The sequence below is a fragment of the Methylotenera sp. E1MeOHC1 genome, from assembly GCF_058745595.1.
Genome location: NZ_CP196025.1, coordinates 997,861 through 1,014,762, shown reverse-complemented (window position 1 = coordinate 1,014,762; position 16,902 = coordinate 997,861). Strand labels below are relative to the sequence as shown.

Annotated in this window: 19 protein-coding genes and 1 other RNA gene; 8 read left to right on the top strand and 12 right to left on the bottom strand. The window is 43.3% G+C overall.

The window, feature by feature from the left end; all coding sequences use genetic code 11:
* Positions 1-22 precede the first annotated feature (22 nt).
* From ACSSU7_RS04625 to flgB, 3 genes are read right to left on the bottom strand one after another with little or no spacing between them, the layout of a single operon-like run.
* Positions 23-697: a flagellar hook assembly protein FlgD gene (locus ACSSU7_RS04625; RefSeq protein WP_492517550.1), complete on the bottom strand. Its 675-nt coding sequence runs from the start codon at positions 695-697 to the stop codon at positions 23-25.
* Positions 698-757: 60 nt separating this feature from the next.
* Positions 758-1,165: a flagellar basal body rod protein FlgC gene (gene flgC, locus ACSSU7_RS04620; protein ID WP_135277390.1), complete on the bottom strand. Its 408-nt coding sequence runs from the start codon at positions 1,163-1,165 to the stop codon at positions 758-760.
* Positions 1,166-1,220: 55 nt separating this feature from the next.
* Complete coding sequence (gene flgB / locus ACSSU7_RS04615) at positions 1,221-1,628, bottom strand: flagellar basal body rod protein FlgB (protein WP_492517549.1); 408 nt, start codon at positions 1,626-1,628, stop codon at positions 1,221-1,223.
* A 245-nt stretch (positions 1,629-1,873) separates the two neighbouring features.
* Here flgB and flgA point away from each other — a divergent pair, with 245 nt between their 5' ends.
* From flgA to ACSSU7_RS04600, 3 genes are all read left to right on the top strand, one after another.
* Positions 1,874-2,671: a flagellar basal body P-ring formation chaperone FlgA gene (flgA, locus tag ACSSU7_RS04610; RefSeq protein ID WP_492517548.1), complete on the top strand. Its 798-nt coding sequence runs from the start codon at positions 1,874-1,876 to the stop codon at positions 2,669-2,671.
* A gap of 159 nt (positions 2,672-2,830) precedes the next feature.
* Positions 2,831-3,169, top strand: a complete 339-nt coding sequence (flgM, locus tag ACSSU7_RS04605) for a flagellar biosynthesis anti-sigma factor FlgM (protein ID WP_492517547.1) — start codon at positions 2,831-2,833, stop codon at positions 3,167-3,169.
* 7 nt (positions 3,170-3,176) lie between these two features.
* Positions 3,177-3,650 (top strand): flagella synthesis protein FlgN, encoded by a 474-nt coding sequence (locus ACSSU7_RS04600; RefSeq protein ID WP_492517546.1) that lies wholly within the window; start codon positions 3,177-3,179, stop codon positions 3,648-3,650.
* Between the two features lie 101 nt (positions 3,651-3,751).
* On the opposite strand, the gene recQ is transcribed toward ACSSU7_RS04600, so the two are convergent.
* The 6 genes from recQ to guaB form a co-directional block, all read right to left on the bottom strand.
* Positions 3,752-5,587 carry a DNA helicase RecQ gene (gene recQ, locus ACSSU7_RS04595; RefSeq protein ID WP_492517545.1) on the bottom strand — a complete coding sequence of 612 codons (1,836 nt, stop codon included), beginning with the start codon at positions 5,585-5,587 and terminating at the stop codon, positions 3,752-3,754.
* A 39-nt stretch (positions 5,588-5,626) separates the two neighbouring features.
* Positions 5,627-7,222 carry an ABC-F family ATPase gene (locus tag ACSSU7_RS04590; protein ID WP_492517544.1) on the bottom strand — a complete coding sequence of 532 codons (1,596 nt, stop codon included), beginning with the start codon at positions 7,220-7,222 and terminating at the stop codon, positions 5,627-5,629.
* A gap of 102 nt (positions 7,223-7,324) precedes the next feature.
* Positions 7,325-7,927 carry a nitroreductase family protein gene (locus tag ACSSU7_RS04585; RefSeq protein WP_492517543.1) on the bottom strand — a complete coding sequence of 201 codons (603 nt, stop codon included), beginning with the start codon at positions 7,925-7,927 and terminating at the stop codon, positions 7,325-7,327.
* Entirely contained in the window at positions 7,924-8,430 is a 507-nt protein-coding gene (locus ACSSU7_RS04580; protein WP_492517542.1) for a GreA/GreB family elongation factor, read from the bottom strand. Before ACSSU7_RS04580 ends, ACSSU7_RS04585 begins: the two co-directional genes overlap by 4 nt.
* Positions 8,431-8,446: 16 nt before the next feature.
* Positions 8,447-10,054, bottom strand: a complete 1,608-nt coding sequence (guaA, locus tag ACSSU7_RS04575) for a glutamine-hydrolyzing GMP synthase (RefSeq protein WP_492517541.1) — start codon at positions 10,052-10,054, stop codon at positions 8,447-8,449.
* A 91-nt stretch (positions 10,055-10,145) separates the two neighbouring features.
* The gene (gene guaB, locus ACSSU7_RS04570) at positions 10,146-11,606 is read right to left on the bottom strand and encodes an IMP dehydrogenase (protein ID WP_492517540.1); all 1,461 of its coding nucleotides are present in this window, start codon (positions 11,604-11,606) and stop codon (positions 10,146-10,148) included.
* A gap of 172 nt (positions 11,607-11,778) precedes the next feature.
* On the opposite strand from guaB, the gene ACSSU7_RS04565 reads away from it, so the two are divergent.
* Complete coding sequence (locus ACSSU7_RS04565) at positions 11,779-12,309, top strand: DUF4124 domain-containing protein (RefSeq protein ID WP_492517539.1); 531 nt, start codon at positions 11,779-11,781, stop codon at positions 12,307-12,309.
* 87 nt (positions 12,310-12,396) lie between these two features.
* On the opposite strand, the gene ACSSU7_RS04560 is transcribed toward ACSSU7_RS04565, so the two are convergent.
* Both ACSSU7_RS04560 and ACSSU7_RS04555 read right to left on the bottom strand, forming a co-directional pair.
* Positions 12,397-12,720, bottom strand: coding sequence for an RnfH family protein (locus tag ACSSU7_RS04560; protein WP_492517538.1), 324 nt, complete (start codon positions 12,718-12,720; stop codon positions 12,397-12,399).
* 12 nt (positions 12,721-12,732) lie between these two features.
* Positions 12,733-13,167 (bottom strand): type II toxin-antitoxin system RatA family toxin, encoded by a 435-nt coding sequence (locus ACSSU7_RS04555; protein WP_492517537.1) that lies wholly within the window; start codon positions 13,165-13,167, stop codon positions 12,733-12,735.
* 143 nt (positions 13,168-13,310) lie between these two features.
* Here ACSSU7_RS04555 and smpB point away from each other — a divergent pair, with 143 nt between their 5' ends.
* The 4 genes from smpB (at position 13,311) to ACSSU7_RS04535 (ending at position 16,284) form a co-directional block, all read left to right on the top strand.
* On the top strand, positions 13,311-13,760 hold the full coding sequence (smpB, locus tag ACSSU7_RS04550; RefSeq protein ID WP_492517536.1) for an SsrA-binding protein SmpB: 450 nt from the start codon (positions 13,311-13,313) through the stop codon (positions 13,758-13,760).
* 113 nt (positions 13,761-13,873) lie between these two features.
* Positions 13,874-14,238: a transfer-messenger RNA gene (gene ssrA, locus ACSSU7_RS04545) on the top strand.
* Positions 14,239-14,400: 162 nt separating this feature from the next.
* Positions 14,401-15,417, top strand: a complete 1,017-nt coding sequence (locus ACSSU7_RS04540; protein ID WP_492517535.1) for a phage/plasmid replication protein, II/X family — start codon at positions 14,401-14,403, stop codon at positions 15,415-15,417.
* Between the two features lie 18 nt (positions 15,418-15,435).
* Positions 15,436-16,284: a hypothetical protein gene (locus tag ACSSU7_RS04535; protein WP_492517534.1), complete on the top strand. Its 849-nt coding sequence runs from the start codon at positions 15,436-15,438 to the stop codon at positions 16,282-16,284.
* 191 nt (positions 16,285-16,475) lie between these two features.
* Here ACSSU7_RS04535 and ACSSU7_RS04530 read toward each other — a convergent pair whose 3' ends face one another.
* Complete coding sequence (locus tag ACSSU7_RS04530) at positions 16,476-16,832, bottom strand: DUF6804 family protein (RefSeq protein ID WP_492517533.1); 357 nt, start codon at positions 16,830-16,832, stop codon at positions 16,476-16,478.
* Positions 16,833-16,902: the final 70 nt, after the last annotated feature.

The following is a 16,902-nucleotide window of genomic DNA, read 5'->3' as shown; positions in this document are numbered from 1 at the left end:
AACGCCTAAATGTATGTAGAGCTTAAAAAATTTCTTTTACTGCGCTAGTATCAACTGTCATTAGGTTGCTCAAATTCAGCTTAACGCCTGTTGGATAGTTGGAAATGCTTAACACTTTTGCAAAACTTAAAGCGGTAGACTCAGCTGTATTAGTGCCTATGGTTGCGCTTACTTCAAACTTATAGTTGCCAGTTGCTGCAACAGTGCCGTCATCTTTGAAGCCATCCCATGTTAAAGGCACAGTGCCTGCATCTTGTTTGCCTAAATCTATGGTTCTGACGGTGGCGCCTGCGCTGTCTTTAATATTTACCGTCACTTTGTCTGCGCCGATAGGTAATTCCACGCCAAAATAACCACCTTCACCAGCGGTTTGAATTGTATTGCCTGGGGTGAGTATGCTGCGGCCTATCATGCTAGAAGCTTGGTATGACTGCCCCAATTGCACATTACTGATTAATGTTTCCAATGTGTTGTTAAGTTTATCGATGCCAGTGACAGTGGAAAGCTGTGCCATTTGGCTGGTCACTTGCGCATTGTCCATTGGGTTGAGCGGGTCTTGGTTCCGCATTTGCGTAACGAGCAGCTTCATAAAGCGGTCTTGTGCATCGTTCACCGATGTTGTTGTTGCGCTCTGCTTGTTATTCACAGCGTCTAACAGGGCTTGTGATGCGGTATTGGTAGTGTTTACTGTTGTCATTTAGAGGCTCCTAGTTTGATGTGCTTAGTCGGGCGTCAGTTTCATTCAATGATTGAATGATTAACCTTGGCCGATGGTTAGCGTTTTCATCAACATCGTTTTTGTTGCATTCATGGTTTCCACATTATTTTGGTAAGCACGAGAAGCAGAAATCATATTTACCATTTCCTCGGTAACATTGACATTTGGCATGCTGACATAGCCTTTGTCATTTGCTAACGGATGCTTAGGGTCATACAGCATTCTTGGCGCTGAATTGTCCTCAACAACTTTTGTTACTTTTACGCCGCTTACGTCAGGAGATTTGCTTGGCATTGCGCTAAAAACGACTTGTTTTGATTTATAAGGAGTGCCATTGGCGCTGGTTGCGCTATCAGCATTTGCAAGATTGCTGGCTACGGTGTTTAAGCGCTGCGCTTGTGCGCTCATCGCTGAACCAGAAATATTAAACACATTAAATAATGACATCGATTTCTCCTTAAACTTTTACCGTACCAACCATCTGTTCAGCTAGCTTCGGTACTTACTGCCCTTGTATAGCTGCGAGCATTTTTTTGAGCTGCCCGTTAATCATAATAATACTCGCTTCGTAGCGAATCGCGTTATCTGCAAATTGATTGCGCTCTACATCCATATCAACTGTGTTTCCATCAACGCTGCCTTGTATGATTGGTCTAAACATAGCGCCACCGCCAATGCTGGACGGGATGCCATCCAGATGTTTGTCGGAAGTTTTATTGGTGTTGAAAGCCTCTTTGTTTGCTACGCCTGCCATGGCACTTTTCATGGCGGCGCCAAAGTCTAAATCACGCGCTTTGTAATTTGGAGTATCTGCATTGGCAATATTTGCGGCAATTAGTTCTTGGCGCTGGCCACGCACTCTCAGCGCATTTTGATGAAAGCTTAAAGCTGCATCTAATTTATTAATCATGTTCGTTTCCCTTTTTCGCTGCTTAAGTTTATGACTTTTTCTTAATAGTACCTATTTAATTAAAAGCCTAAAGCAAAAGAAAATACTTTTATTGCCGATAACATACTTGTAAACAATTCTAATGAGTTGGCATAAGAATTGATTGAATAAGAAGAGGGGTATTTCTTGCCCTTTTCTTAGTTTTGCTAGACAACTGTGTCCGTAGAATGCATGTTGAATCTTTGTAAGCTGCATAGGAATTCAATATGCCTAATGTTAAGTGTCATTTACCGTTGCAATTCTTTGCAAATATTAGTTTGAAAGTGCGCATGAGAAATGCTTTGTTAAATTGCCTAATGGTGTTCACTGCTCTGGTGCTTGGCACCAGCCATACATTACATGCTGCTACAAATCAGGCTACATTAAATAAGCAATACCCAAAGCAAGATTTATCGCTATTGAACGCAAAAGTCGTTGAGTTTTTGCAAACGCAAACAGTCGGGTACCCTGGTAAGGTTACAGTGCAGGCTGGAGCTATTGATCCCAATTTGAAATTAGCGCAATGTCAGGATGTTCAAGTTTTTTTACCTGCGGGCAGTCGGCCTTGGGGTAAAACGAGTGTTGGTATTCGCTGTAGTACGCCTAGTGCGTGGACAATCTACGCACAGGCTACCGTCAATGTGGTGGCGCAATACTTGGTTGCGGCACTGCCGCTGGCGCAGGGTAGGGTGGTCACGGCTGAAGACTTGTTGTTTCAGACCGGAGATTTAACGCAGTTACCTGCTGGCATATTTACCGATGTAGTACAGGCGCAAGGGCGTATTGTGAATATATCCATGAGTGCTGGTACTGTACTCAGGCAAGAGATGCTAAAGGTTTCGCCGGTAGTGCAGCAAGGGCAAACTGTGATGATTACTTCCGCTGGTAAAGGTTTCCGCGTTTCTGCTGAAGGTAAAGCAATGGCTAAGGCAAATGAAGGTCAGGTTGTGCAGGTTAAAGTTGCTAGCGGGCAAGTGGTTAGCGGCATTGCGCGCCAAGGTGGTCAAGTTGAGGTTGTGTTTTAATCGGCCGAAATTAGCGATGGCGAGATGCTTGTTTTTAATTATGCATAAACATTGTTTTATTTTAGGTAAAAGGCTAAAGTTCGCTTAAACTATGCCGATATTTGCATTAAGGATGCGTGTATATGCATTTAAGCAAGTTAGCAAAAAGGATGAAATGCCATGAAAATCAATGAGACAATTAAAAACGCTGCTGGGCTAGGTCTTGATAAAGCCAGTATCGAAAAAGCGAATGCTGCAAAGGTTGAGACCGATGCTAAGCAAAAGGCCGGAAAGTCACCATCAGGTGAGAGTGCTTCAGGTAACGTAACGTTATCACCGCTATCAGCTAAATTACAAACTTTAGAAACTAAAGTAAAAGCAAGTAATGTGTACGATGCTGAAAAAGTGGATGCAATTAAATCAGCAATTGCTGGCGGTCAGTTTTCTGTTAATTCAGAAAAGGTGGCTGAAGGCCTGATTGAAACTGTAAAAGATTTACTCACAAGCCGGTTCGCTTAACGCTATTATGGTTAATACATCTTCCAGCCAGCCAGTTACCTTTACGCAAGATACTCAGCTGGTGGCCGAATTAATCGCTCTGCTAGAGCTTGAGCAATCGCATTTAGTAAAAGCGGATGTGGCTGCAATTGAAGCTATTCTGGAAGAAAAATCATTATTGTTGCAGCGCTTAAACCTTGCGGCAAAAGCCCGCTACCAGCAATTGCAAGCGCATGGTTTCCAATCTAATGAGTCTGGCATGACTGCTTGGGTAGAGAAGCAAGCCAAAAAAGATATCAAGACTGCTTGGATTAACTTCCAAAAATCTCTTGCGCAAGCTAAAGAGCTTAATCGGCTAAATGGTGTGTTGATTAGCAAGCACTTTAATCGTAACCAAGAGCTACTGAATCATCTGCAGGGCAATAATGATGCAAATTCAGTTTATGGCCCAGATGGTCAAGCTAAATCCAAAGGACCATCGCGTTCTGGTTTGATAGTCTAGTTTTACGTCTAACCCGCTCACGTTTTGTAACTTCAGTGTTACTTAAAATCACCTGCTAATTTGTTTGATTAATTGATGATTATCAATTAACCGTAGTTTTTCTAGCCCTCTAATACCTCTAAAAATGCATCACCGTAGCGTGTAAGTTTGGCTTGGCCAATACCGCTAATCTTGCCCATTTCTATCAGACTTTCTGGTCGATGATTTAAAATCTCAAGCAGTGTACTGTCGTGAAAAATCAGGTATGGCGGTACGCCTTGCTCTTTTGCCAGTTCGGTACGTTTGGCCTTGAGCGCGTGCCACAGCGGGTCATCTGCAACGCCTGCATAGGCTTCTTTCGCACGAGCGCCACGCTCAACTTTACTCACGCGTTTAGGTGCTTCCTGATCTTGCCGTAGCCATATCATCACTTCACTGCGTAGCACTGGGCGAGCGGCCTCGGTCAGGCGTAGTCCGCCAAATGCATCCATGTCAGTTTCCAAGTAGCCACTGGCAACTAACTGCCTAAACACGCTGCTCCATTGGGCTTGTGATAAGCCTTTGCCTATACCAAAGGTGCTTAATTCCTGATGGTTAAATTGTGTAACTTTAGGGCTGGATTTTCCAAGTAGCACGTCAATCAGATGTACAACACCAAATCTTTGCCCGGTGCGATATACGCATGATAGTGCCATTTGCGCTGCCTGAGTACCGTCCCAAGTATCTGTAGGTGTTAGGCAGTTATCACATTGCCCGCAGTCGCCTGGATGTGCCTCTCCGAAATAACGTAAGATGGTTTGATGGCGGCATGCCGTCGATTCGCAAAAGCCGAGTAAGGCGTCCAGTTTTTGTCGTTCCACATGTTGGCGTTCGGCAGGAGCATCGCTATTTTCTAGCATTTGCTTCATGCTGACTACATCGCCCAAGCCGTAGGTCATCCATGCATTAGCTGGTAGGCCATCCCGACCGGCACGGCCTGTTTCTTGGTAGTAACCTTCCATGCTTTTAGGTAGGTCCAGATGTGCGACAAAGCGCACGTTAGGTTTATCAATACCCATGCCAAATGCAACTGTAGCTACCATAATCACACCTTCTTCGCGCAAAAATCGCTTTTGGTTGGTGTTGCGTATGTCTGCATCAAGCCCTGCATGGTAGGGCAGAGCATCCCAGCCCTTTGCTTTAAGCCACTCGGCGGTCTCTTCTACTTTACGGCGTGATAGGCAGTAAATAATGCCAGCGTCATTAGGGTGTTCAGACTCAATAAACGCCTCTAGCTGCTGGCGTGCATTTGCCTTAGCCAGTACGCGATATTTAATATTGGGGCGATCGAAACTGGAGACAAATTGGCGTGCTTTTTCAAGTGCTAGCCGTTCAATGATTTCGGCTCTGGTGGGTGCGTCAGCTGTTGCTGTGAGAGCGATTCTTGGTATGCGCGGAAAGCGCTCGTGCAACATGGTGAGTTTGCGGTATTCCGGCCTGAAGTCATGACCCCATTGAGAAACGCAATGCGCCTCATCAATCGCAAATAGTGCGATGCCGATGCTGTCTTCAATCTGTTCAAGCAAGGAGATGAAATTGGGCATGAGCAAACGCTCTGGCGCAACGTAGACTACTTGTAAATCACCACGAAGCAGCGCTGCAGTAATCTCGCTAAAGGCCTCTGCATTTAGGCTGGAGTTCAGGAAAGCAGCTTTTACACCAAGCTGTTTAAGTGCATCCACTTGGTCCTGCATCAGTGCGATAAGTGGTGATACCACAACACCAACACCTTTCCGTAAAAGTGCTGGTAGCTGATAGCACAGTGATTTTCCGCCACCGGTGGGCATTAACACCAGTGCATCACCGCCTGCCACCATGTGTTCAACAATTTCTTGTTGTTCACCACGAAAGGAGCTGTAACCAAATACGTCCTGTAAACAGGCTTGTGCAGTTAAATGGCGTACTGATGAGTTTAACAATTTAACTGCGCCAACGATTGGGTGATGAAGGCTCGGATGTTATTCAACACCTTGGCTTAACAGGTAATCTTCATAGTTGCCAGTAAAGTCTACAATGCCATCCGCTTTGATTTCGATGATGCGTGTAGCAATTGAACTTACGAATTCACGGTCATGGCTGACAAAGAATAGGGTGCCTTTGTATTTGTCTAGCGCAGTATTCAGTGCTTCGATAGATTCCATGTCCATGTGGTTGGTTGGTTCATCCATCAGTAAGACATTTGTTTTAGCCAGCATCAATTTGCCGTATAGCATGCGGCCTTTTTCACCACCAGAAAGTACTTTTACCGATTTTTTGGTGTCGTCACCAGAGAACAGTAGACGGCCGAGCATGCTACGCACAGTTTGGTCATCATCGCCTTGCTGGGTAAACTTGCTCATCCATTCGAACAGTTCATCACCATCTTCAAACTCGTACTCATGGTCTTGTGCAAAGTAGCCGATTTTTGCTTTCTCAGCCCATTTTACTTCACCATGTTTAGGCTCTAAGTCACCAGCTAAACAGCGTAAGAACGTAGTTTTACCGATACCGTTCTCACCAATAATCGCTACTTTTTCACCAGCTTCAAACATTAGGTCAATATCATTAAACAGCGGGCGATCAAAGCCGTGGCTGAGTTTTTTCAACTCAACTGCATTACGGTGTAGTTTTTCACGCTCATCGTATTCAAAGCGAATAAACGGATATTGACGAGAAGATGGTTTAAATTCTTCAATTTTGATTTTATCAATTTGCTTGGCGCGGCTAGTTGCTTGTTTTGCTTTAGAAGCGTTGGCAGAGAAGCGGCGAACGAAATCTTGTAAATCGGCAATTTGCTGTTTAGCTTTTGCGTTATCTTTAGCTTGTTGTGCGCGAGCAGCGGTGCTAGCTTCCATGTAATCATCATAATTGCCTGGATATACAGCAATCTTACCGTAGTCCATGTCGCAGGTATGCGTGCACACTTGGTTTAAAAAGTGGCGGTCATGAGAAATAATAATCATGGTGCAACTGCGGTTATTCAATACGTCTTCTAACCAGCGGATGGTATTAATGTCCAAGTTGTTGGTTGGTTCATCTAGCAGCATAATATCTGGGTTTGCAAACAACGCCTGTACTAGCAATACGCGTAATTTCCAACCAGGCGCTACGGCACTCATTGGACCGTTATGCTGCTCAATAGGGATACCAACGCCCAGTAGCAGTTCGCCAGCGCGCGCTTCAGCCGTGTAGCCGTCATATTCAGCAAATACAGCTTCTAATTCAGCCGCACGCATGTAGTCATCTTCAGTAGCTTCTAAGTTGGCGTAGATTGCATTTTTTTCTACGTTAGCTTTCCACATTTGTTCGTGGCCCATCATCACAACATCAAGCACGCGTTGGTCTTCATAGGCAAACTGATCTTGGCGTAAGAAAGCCATGCGCTCATTGTTATCTAGGGCGATATTACCTGAGGTGGGCTCTAACACCTTTGCTAGAATCTTCATATAGGTTGATTTGCCGCAACCATTGGCACCAATTAAACCATAGCGATTACCATCGCCAAATTTAACCGAGATGTTTTCAAAGAGTGGCTTTGCGCCGAACTGCATCGTGATATTGTTAGAAATTAACAAAATTTAGACCTTAAAAATAAATTAATTACAAAAGATAGTGCGTTATATGTGCTTAATGCTTATCCACTATGTTGCAAGCGGTACTAAGTATTAAATCAACACTTAAAATTGATTATAAATAACCACTTCATCCATAGGTAGCTGACCGCCGCGTGGCATGGCTTCTTTTAGTGCTTTGCCAACTACAACAAACATTGCTGGGATATGGTCTTCAGGCAGATTTAATAGCTGGGCTACTGCATCAAAATCAAATCCATCCATCGGACAGGTATCGTAGCCCATTTCTTTAGCTGCTAGCATGATAGTTGTGGCTGCCATTCCGCATGAGCGCATGGCTTCATCCCGTTGTACTTGTGAGTTGCCGTCGTAATATTGACCAATGGCCGGTACTAAATAGTCTTGCACAGGCTTGGCTGCGTTAGACCAGTAGCGCTCAGGCTGTTTTGCCCATGCGTTTAAATCCGCAGTCAGCACAATCAGTAGTGATGCCTCTTCCACTTGTGCCTGATTCCAGCTCACGCTGCGAATTTTTTGACGTAGTGTAGGTTCAGTCACTACGACGAACCGCCAGTTTTGGATATTAAATGCGGTTGGAGATAGTATTGCTAATGACATGAGTTTAGATATTTCTTCCTCACTCATTTTGTGTTGCGGGTCATACGCTTTAATTGAGCGTCGTTCGATAATGGCTTGGCTTACTTTCATGATTGGTAGAGAATGTCCAGAATTTCTAAATTGATATTACCTGCAGGGCGTTGCCAAATGACGGTATCGCCAACTTTTTGGCCAAGCAATGATTTTGCAAGTGGTGAAACCCAGCTAACCTTGTTGATGCTTGCGTCTGCTTCATCTTCGCCTACGATATGAAACGTATGCTGTGCACCTGTATCATCTTGCACTTCAATGGTTGCGCCAAATAACACGGTTTCATGGCTTTGCTTGGTGGGATCTACTAATATTGCAGAATCCAGCCTTGCTCGCACGTAACGTAGATCACGTTCGATTTCAGCCACTTTATCTTTTGCAAACGTGTTTTCTGCGGTTAGTTTTAAGTGATTAAGTTCCGCGATGAGTGATTCTTCCAATGTTTGCAGCTCAAGTGCACCGGTCGGTGTCACGTAATTAGGATGCTCACTAACCGGACGTTCAACAAGCTCTTTTCCATTAGCTTGTTCAAATCTTTCTTCGTTAACGAATGCGCGGCTCATAATCACTGACCTCCTGTTATTCCCACTCGATGGTTGCTGGCGGTTTGCCAGAAACATCATAAACAACGCGGTTAATACCACGAACCTCATTGATAATTCGGTTTGAAACACGGCCTAATAATGCATATGGCAGTTCCGCCCAGTGCGCAGTCATAAAGTCGCTAGTGACCACAGCACGTAAAGCCACCACGTAATCGTATGTACGGCCATCACCCATCACCCCTACAGATTTAACCGGTAAAAACACAGTGAACGCTTGGCTTGTTAATTCGTACCAAGTTTTACCTGTGGTCTCATCTTTGGTGTTGCGTAGCTCTTCAATAAAAATTGCATCTGCACGGCGCAGTAAATCAGCATACTCTTGTTTGATTTCGCCTAAAATCCGTACACCTAGGCCAGGGCCTGGGAATGGATGGCGATAAACCATGTCTGCAGGTAAGCCTAGCGCTACACCAAGTTCGCGTACTTCATCTTTAAATAAGTCGCGTAGCGGCTCTAAGAGTTTAAGACCTAATTGCTCAGGTAAACCACCTACATTATGGTGACTCTTAATGGTGACAGCTTTTTTAGATTTAGCACCGCCTGATTCAATCACGTCAGGGTAAATCGTACCTTGCGCTAAAAATGTTGCACCTTTATGTCCGCCTGTGCCAGCTTTTAGCTTAGCAGCCTCAGCTTTAAATACTTCTACAAACTCACGGCCAATAATTTTACGTTTAGCTTCAGGGTCGCTCACACCTGTTAGATGCCCCATAAATTGATTTGTTGCATCTACGCGGATGACATTGACATGTAGCCGTCCTGCAAACATATCCATGACTAAATCACCTTCATTTAGGCGTAGTAAACCGTGGTCTACGAATACACAGGTGAGTTGGTCGCCAATCGCGCGGTGAATCAGAGCCGCAGCAACGCTAGAGTCAACACCGCCTGATAAGCCTAAAATCACTTCTTCATCGCCAACTTGGGCTTTGATTCTTGCAACGGCTTCTGCAATATAGTCGCCCATAATCCAGTCAGGTTTTGCACCGCATATTTCAAGCACAAAGCGATTGAGCATAGCCTGGCCTTGTTTAGTATGCGTTACTTCTGGGTGAAATTGCACTGCATAGAATTTACGAGTTTCGTCTGCCATGGCTGCGATTGGCGTAGTTGCATTGCTTGCAATTACTTTAAAGCCTGTGGGCAACTCCGTTACTTTGTCACCATGACTCATCCATACATCAAGCAAGCCGTGACCTTCAGCATTTGTACTGTCCTGAATGTCGCGGAATAGGGCGGAGTGACCATGTGCGCGTACAGCTGCATAGCCAAATTCGCGCTTATGCCCAGCCTCTACCTTACCACCCAATTGTTGCGCCATGGTTTGCATACCGTAGCAAATGCCTAACACTGGCACATTCAGTTCGAACACAGCTTGTGGCGCTCTATCTGTTTCTTCTTCGTACACACTCGCATGGCTGCCAGAAAGGATAATGCCATCGGCACCGAAATTACGCACAAAGTCATCTGTGACATCACATGGGTGAATTTCACAATAAACATGTGCTTCACGCACGCGGCGAGCAATCAGTTGAGTAACTTGAGAGCCAAAGTCGAGAATTAAAATTTTGGAATGAGTCATTGTTTAGTCACAAAATGCACAGAGAACACAATGTCAGAATAAATTTCTCTGACATTGTGTTCTCTGTTGTTAAAGTTAATATTAAATTGAATTAGTCAACGCGGTAGTTAGGCGCTTCTTTTGTAATTTGCACATCATGTACGTGCGATTCACGCATGCCCGCGCTTGTAATTTGTACAAACTCTGCACGTGAGCGCATTTCTTCAATCGTAGCGCAACCAGCGTAACCCATTGAAGCACGTAAGCCACCCATGAGCTGGTGAATCACAGCGAGCACACTGCCTTTATATGGAACGCGACCTTCAATACCTTCTGGTACCAATTTGTCAGCATTGCCATTGTTATCTTGGAAGTAACGGTCGCTAGAGCCTTTTTGCATTGCGCCGATAGAACCCATGCCTCTGTAAGACTTGTATGAACGGCCTTGGAATAGCTCGATATCGCCAGGTGCTTCTTCTGTACCTGCAAACATACCGCCTAACATCACGCTGTAAGCGCCAGCAGCAATCGCTTTTGAAATGTCGCCAGAGTATCTAATGCCACCATCCGCGATGAATGGTACACCAGTACCGCGCAACGCTTCTTCAACGTTAGCAATTGCACTAATTTGTGGAACGCCTACACCAGCAACGATACGTGTTGTACAAATTGAGCCAGGGCCGATACCCACTTTCACACCGTCAGCACCTGCATCAACTAAGGCTAATGCTGCGCTGGCTGTTGCAATGTTGCCACCAATCACATCAATTTGCGGGAAGTGTTTTTTAACCCAAGTTACGCGGTCTAAAACTCCTTGTGAGTGACCATGTGCTGTATCCACAACAATCACATCAACACCGGCTTCAGCAAGCGCTGCAACGCGCTCTTCAGTACCGTCACCCACCCCAACCGCCGCACCAACACGCAGTCTGCCATGAGCATCTTTGCAGGCCATTGGATGGTCTGTTGATTTTTGAATATCTTTAACAGTAATTAAGCCTTTTAATGTATCTGCGTCATCTACAACTAAAACGCGCTCTAGGCGGTGTTGGTGTAGTAAGCGAATTACATCATCTTTAGCCGCGCCTTCTTTAACCGTGACTAATCTATCTCTAGGCGTCATGATGTTTTTGATTGGCTGGTCTAAGTTGGTTTCAAAGCGAAGGTCACGGTTGGTGACAATGCCAACAATCTTGCCGTGATCAACAACAGGAATACCTGAAATCTTGTGTGTGTTGGTAAGGTTTAATACATCACGCACCGTCATATGGCTTTGAATCGTAATCGGGTCATTCACTACACCAGATTCAAAGCGTTTAACACGTGCCACGTGCGCAGCCTGTTTCATGGCTGTCATGTTTTTGTGGATGAAACCCAAGCCACCTTCTTGTGCCAATGCAATCGCTAGAGGCGCTTCTGTGACGGTATCCATCGCGGCAGAGATGAGAGGGATGTTTAAACGAATATTTCGTGAGAGTTGTGTGGTAAGCGAAACTTCGCGTGGCAGCACATTAGAGTAGGCCGGCACTAGTAAAACATCATCAAAAGTGAGAGCTTGTTGCAATAAACGCATGCGTAAATCCTTGTACCCAAAACGAAATTATACAGACTTATAATTGACTTTGCGAGAGTGTCAATCATTTATTTGTAAACTATAAATGCAAATAGCCGTTAATTGTGCTACTTGCTAGTAATTTAGATTAGCAATAATATGACCGAATACCTATAAATTTAAGGGATGTTTTATGTTAGCTCGTTTACTGTTGCTCTGCTTGGTAACGTTGCCATTGATGGCAAGTGCTGAGATTTACAAATGGAAAGATAAAGATGGGGTTACTCGCTATAGTGACGTGCCGCCGCCTTCTAACGTGAAACAAGAGCCTATTCAGGGTAAAAGAGTGGTTAAGCCAACTGGTCAGCCAGCTTTGGCGCCAGTTGCAGGTGATATCACAACGGCTACTAGTAAAAATAAAACACCGGACAACATCAATAAAGCACCGGACAAGGCTAAGGAGGGTGGTGCTACTCAAGATGATGCTGCAAAAAAACGCGCATATGATGCAGAAGTGCAAAAGGCAGCTGATCAGCAGAAGCAAGCAGAGTTAACAGTTAAGCAAGAGAATTGTACGGCGGCCAAAAAGAATTTAGTGATTTATACAACAGGTGGCAGAATTTCGAGAGTTAACGATGCTGGTGAGCGCGAGTATCTTGGCGAGGAAGATTTGGCTCGAGGTAAAGCTGACGCACAAAAAGATGTAGATGCTTACTGCAATTGAGATTTAGGCTAATTTATTCTCTTTGGGCGCGTAGGCGCCCATTTTTTTAACATCATAGCCTCCTATTTGAGGCGCTGGACGCTAAGTTTAGGTCGCGATATCACCGCCGCCTTTTTTCATTATTTTTCCATCGGCGGCTCTTTGTTTTCTCACTTCTTTGGGGTCTGCAATGAGCGGGCGGTAAATTTCCACGCGATCTAAATGACGTAGTTTTGTATCCAATTTGGCTAGTTTGCCAAAAATACCTATTTTATTGATGCTTAAATCAATGTCAGAGAATTTGCCTATGATGCCTGAAGCTTTGATAGCTTCCTCCGCTGTTGCGCCATTTGCTACTTTGATTGGAATGATTAATTGCTCATTAGGTAATGCATAAGCAACTTCTACAGTAATTTCAGTTGATAGGCTCATGACAGTTTTCCATTATTTAGCGTAGATAGCATTGGCACGTTTCACAAAGCCATCTACGAATGTATTGGCAATATGGTTAAATACTGGCGCAATAATTTTTTCTAGAAAATGATTTTCAAACTCATAGTTAAGTGAAAACTCAACTTTACAGGCATCATCGCTAAGCGCTAAAAAATTCCATGAACCGTTTAAATGCTTAAATGGCCCATTCTTTAATTGTATTTCCATGGCTTGAGGAAAGATCTTATGGTTTTCTGTTGTAAAGTTCTGACGTAGGCCGTGGTAGTCTATATGCAAGGTTGCAATCGTGCTAGCTTCATCTTGTTGGATTAAATCAACCCCTCCGCACCAAGGTAAAAACTTTGGATATTGCTCAACGTCATCCACTAAATGAAACATACGACCTGCAGAGTGGTTGACTAAAACGGTTTTTTTTACATGAGCCATGCTTACCTTTAAACATTACCTTAAATCTGATTGGCTCAAACACGAGCAAATTACTTTTTATTACTCAACATGTTCAACCAAACAAACAAGAGAGTAGAGTAAAATGACGATTTTAAGCTATTCGCCAAGAAATTTTTAGTTTTATGAGCATCGCACAAAATAAAAAAGCCTTTTTTGATTACTTTATCGAAGATAAATACGAAGCTGGCATCGTTTTAGAGGGCTGGGAAGTAAAAGCGATACGAGATAATCGTGTCAATATTAAAGAGGCCTACGTCATTATTCAGCGTGGCGAGATCTATTTGATCGGATGCCACGTCACGCCGCTAGGTGCTGCCTCTACGCATATTCGTCCAGATGCCATAAGAACGCGTAAGCTACTGTTGCATAATGAAGAAATATCAAAGCTAATTGGCAAAGTAGAGCGTGCGGGCTATACCTTGGTGCCGCTAGATATGCACTTTTCTAAAGGGCGTGTCAAAGTGCAAATTGGCCTTGCAAAAGGTAAGAAGCAGCATGATAAACGTGACACTGAAAAAGCCAAAGATTGGGAGCGCGAAAAAGGCCGAATCATGCGCGCACATAATAAATAGTTTTGTTGGCTATTTTAAAAGCGTATAATCAACATGCTTTTGGAGTTTCAGCATGTTGAACTGTTGATATTTTCATCTGTCAGATTGTGACTGTTTTTAAGTTACAGGCTTATGGGGCTGACCAGGTTTCGACGTGGGTTGCAAAGCAGTGCAGGGCATACCGAGGGCTAGTCACCTCGTAAATAAACTAGAAAAAGTATAGTCGCAAACGACGAAACTTACTCTCTAGCAGCTTAGTTCTGCTGGACGCTGCACCATCTCTCCCGTGGGGTGGATTGGGGTAACCCATACGCAGTGTCATATACACGGGATACGTGTTGTGTTGGGTTACTTAGCACTTCATTAACCTTTAGGTAGCTCGCGTGCAAACTGCTTGTCTGTTGGTGTGTTGCACGTTAAATTAAACAACAAGGCTAAGTATGTAGAACTGTCTGTGGAGGGCTTGCGGACGCGGGTTCGATTCCCGCCTGCTCCACCAAACTTAGATTTAATCTAGACCACTCTAGACAACTCAAAACCCTTGTAAGTAAAGGCTTTGAGAGTATCTTGAAAGAAGACCACTCCGTCTGGGGTGGTCTTTTTTTGTCTGTATTTAGCCACATTTTGGTCACAAATTGGTCACTAGGATTGGTGGCTAAAAATGATTGACTGGATAACGGCAATTATTCCCTGTCACCATGATGAAAAAATTTATGGTGGCTCTATTGCTTCGGTCACACTTGATGGTGAAATTGAATGGCGTGTCGAAAAGAAGCAACAAGTCCCTGGTTCGCATGAATCAAACCTAAACATCAAATCATTAGATGACCGTCATATTCTTTTTGATGGCAATCCAGCCAAATGGCTACAAGGTCATAATGTATTTGGTACTGACAATCTAATTGGATTAGTTCAAGCTGTAATGCTTAAACTCATTCCAATACTCAACCTAACACCCACTGATCTAGACTTTCAGTCATGGAAAACTGGCACGTATGACTTAAAGCGTGTTGATTGCACCGCTATGTGGGACTTACCACGTAGAGCTGATGTAAGAGCTTGGTTAAGAGCGGCTGAAATGCAATCTAAAAGCCGTCATGGTCGCCCTGTAACAACAGGTGGAACACTCTACTTTGGTAAAAACTCAAGACGCTGGTCAATTAAGTTTTACTGCAAAGGCGATGAAATAGAAGCAAGAGGTCACAAACTGCCTAATGATATCGAGCTACGTGACAACCTGATTGATTACGCTGATAATAAGCTTCGTGGTGAATTAACCCTAAGAAGTATTCAGCTAAAAGAAAAGAATCTTTCTATTGCAAGCCAATGGAGTGAATCAACACCAATAGAACAGCTGATTACATACATAGAAAGCCTTAATATGTCTGAACAGTTCAGTATCACGCCAGTTGATCTAGAGGGGCTTCCTGCGCGTTTAATTGCAGTCTATAAGCTATGGAAAGAAGGCGAAGACTTACGCGCTTTATATCCAAAAGCTTCATTCTATCGCTACCGTTCTGAATTCTTAAAACTTGGAATTGATATTGCAATTCGCCAGCCCTCAAAACCTGAAAATGTCATTCCACTAGTAAGAGTTTTAAGACCTGAGGCGATTTCTCAGATTCCTGACTGGGCAATCGGTACATCTCTATACTTTGACCCTAAAAAACAAGCTTGATAATAATAGGTACATTAAATGTTATCTGATTTTTATATTTCCAATGAGAAGTTTTCTGAAGAACTTAAACAATGTAATCGTGAATTAAATATGTGGAAGGATTTAAATTTCTTTCAAAGCACTCAAATGTTTAGCTTGGGTGAAGACATAGTTAGCCTTAGTGATAACTATGTTCGAGCCCACATAAATGCAACTATGTGGATGGTTGATGAATTTAATGAAATGAGTCGAATTTCATCACGAGAACGCCCCGACCATCAACACTTAATGGATTATTTGTCAGGCACTAGTAGCTCTACTATGCCAACAGAAACAAAACATGCTATTGAAGCCTATTTAACATCTAGCCAACAAGATGTTGAAAGAATGATAAAACGAAACAAATCACAAGCAGGCATTCAGTCTCAACAATCAGTAGCACAACTAAAAGTTGCCTATAAAACTTATTTTTTATTTATACGCGCTTTTCACGATGCTTGTTATAGAGTTTTATTAAACCTCAACGGCCAAGATGCTGGTGGTTATTCAAGTATGAACAAATGCGTCACTAATGAAAATTCTCAGCTATACGCTGAGATTACAGCTATCAGTGGATATGTGGAGTGGTTTAAAGATTTCAAGAAAAAGAGAGACCGAATTAAAATTGGGGTAGGGTTTTCGCTATGCGGTCCTGAAAATGACGTAGGCATTAACTTTAATAGCGTTACTGCTCAAAGAGGAATTGAAGTTAATGTAAGTGAGGATGGCAATAAATGTCGTATTAGAGACATCATAACGGCAATTAATTATTCCACGACATTACTTCAAGTCATTAAAAATAAAATCCCTAACAATTCTAATCCTGCAAGCTTGACGGTTCAAAGCTAACCATAGCAACTTTAGCTGGCCGCGGAGCCGCGGCGCGACGGGGAACCCAATTAGGTCGGCCGGAGCGCGTCAGCGCCCGCCCGTTCTAATTGGGGGAGAGCGCGAAGCCAGCGCCTCGCAATCTTGAAAGTGCGTATATGTGATACTGCACTTTTGTCTCAATATGAGACTACTTAAAGATAACTTTAAAATTATTTTTTGTATTGCTTTATTTCTTCCATAAAATTTATCTTGAAAGAAACCGCGAATGCAATAATTGCCAATACATCAAATATAACCCAAACGGTTCTTGTCAAATATATTGGGATGAACGGGTTGTACAAAATCATGAGTACAAAGAATACTGTTTTGTATCTATCATGCCCTTTCCCTGAATTAATAGCCGCATATGACATAGCTCCAATTGAAACTACAATTCTTAACCAAGCATAAAAACTCTTAGAATGATTGGATTCGATTGCAAACAACAACATTATGATTGGCACAAGAGCCAATCCAGTCAAGACAGCTAAGTCCCTTACATCATTTGTCTTTCGCTCGATTTCCATAAAATTATTATCTTAATTTAGTTACATTAATTTTATTCTATTCCATGAAATAAATATTTGACACAACATT

Excerpts from the sequence above, each read along its gene's own strand:
- ACSSU7_RS04625 (WP_492517550.1), bottom strand. The coding sequence starts at position 697 with ATGACAACAGTAAACACTACCAATACCGCATCACAAGCCCTGTTAGAC.
- flgC (WP_135277390.1), bottom strand. The coding sequence starts at position 1,165 with ATGTCATTATTTAATGTGTTTAATATTTCTGGTTCAGCGATGAGCGCA.
- flgB (WP_492517549.1), bottom strand. The coding sequence starts at position 1,628 with ATGATTAATAAATTAGATGCAGCTTTAAGCTTTCATCAAAATGCGCTG.
- flgA (WP_492517548.1), top strand. The coding sequence starts at position 1,874 with ATGCCTAATGTTAAGTGTCATTTACCGTTGCAATTCTTTGCAAATATT.
- flgM (WP_492517547.1), top strand. The coding sequence starts at position 2,831 with ATGAAAATCAATGAGACAATTAAAAACGCTGCTGGGCTAGGTCTTGAT.
- ACSSU7_RS04600 (WP_492517546.1), top strand. The coding sequence starts at position 3,177 with ATGGTTAATACATCTTCCAGCCAGCCAGTTACCTTTACGCAAGATACT.
- ACSSU7_RS04585 (WP_492517543.1), bottom strand. The coding sequence starts at position 7,927 with ATGAAAGTAAGCCAAGCCATTATCGAACGACGCTCAATTAAAGCGTAT.
- ACSSU7_RS04580 (WP_492517542.1), bottom strand. The coding sequence starts at position 8,430 with ATGAGCCGCGCATTCGTTAACGAAGAAAGATTTGAACAAGCTAATGGA.
- guaA (WP_492517541.1), bottom strand. The coding sequence starts at position 10,054 with ATGACTCATTCCAAAATTTTAATTCTCGACTTTGGCTCTCAAGTTACT.
- guaB (WP_492517540.1), bottom strand. The coding sequence starts at position 11,606 with ATGCGTTTATTGCAACAAGCTCTCACTTTTGATGATGTTTTACTAGTG.
- ACSSU7_RS04565 (WP_492517539.1), top strand. The coding sequence starts at position 11,779 with ATGTTAGCTCGTTTACTGTTGCTCTGCTTGGTAACGTTGCCATTGATG.
- ACSSU7_RS04560 (WP_492517538.1), bottom strand. The coding sequence starts at position 12,720 with ATGAGCCTATCAACTGAAATTACTGTAGAAGTTGCTTATGCATTACCT.
- ACSSU7_RS04555 (WP_492517537.1), bottom strand. The coding sequence starts at position 13,167 with ATGGCTCATGTAAAAAAAACCGTTTTAGTCAACCACTCTGCAGGTCGT.
- smpB (WP_492517536.1), top strand. The coding sequence starts at position 13,311 with ATGAGCATCGCACAAAATAAAAAAGCCTTTTTTGATTACTTTATCGAA.
- ACSSU7_RS04540 (WP_492517535.1), top strand. The coding sequence starts at position 14,401 with ATGATTGACTGGATAACGGCAATTATTCCCTGTCACCATGATGAAAAA.
- ACSSU7_RS04535 (WP_492517534.1), top strand. The coding sequence starts at position 15,436 with ATGTTATCTGATTTTTATATTTCCAATGAGAAGTTTTCTGAAGAACTT.
- ACSSU7_RS04530 (WP_492517533.1), bottom strand. The coding sequence starts at position 16,832 with ATGGAAATCGAGCGAAAGACAAATGATGTAAGGGACTTAGCTGTCTTG.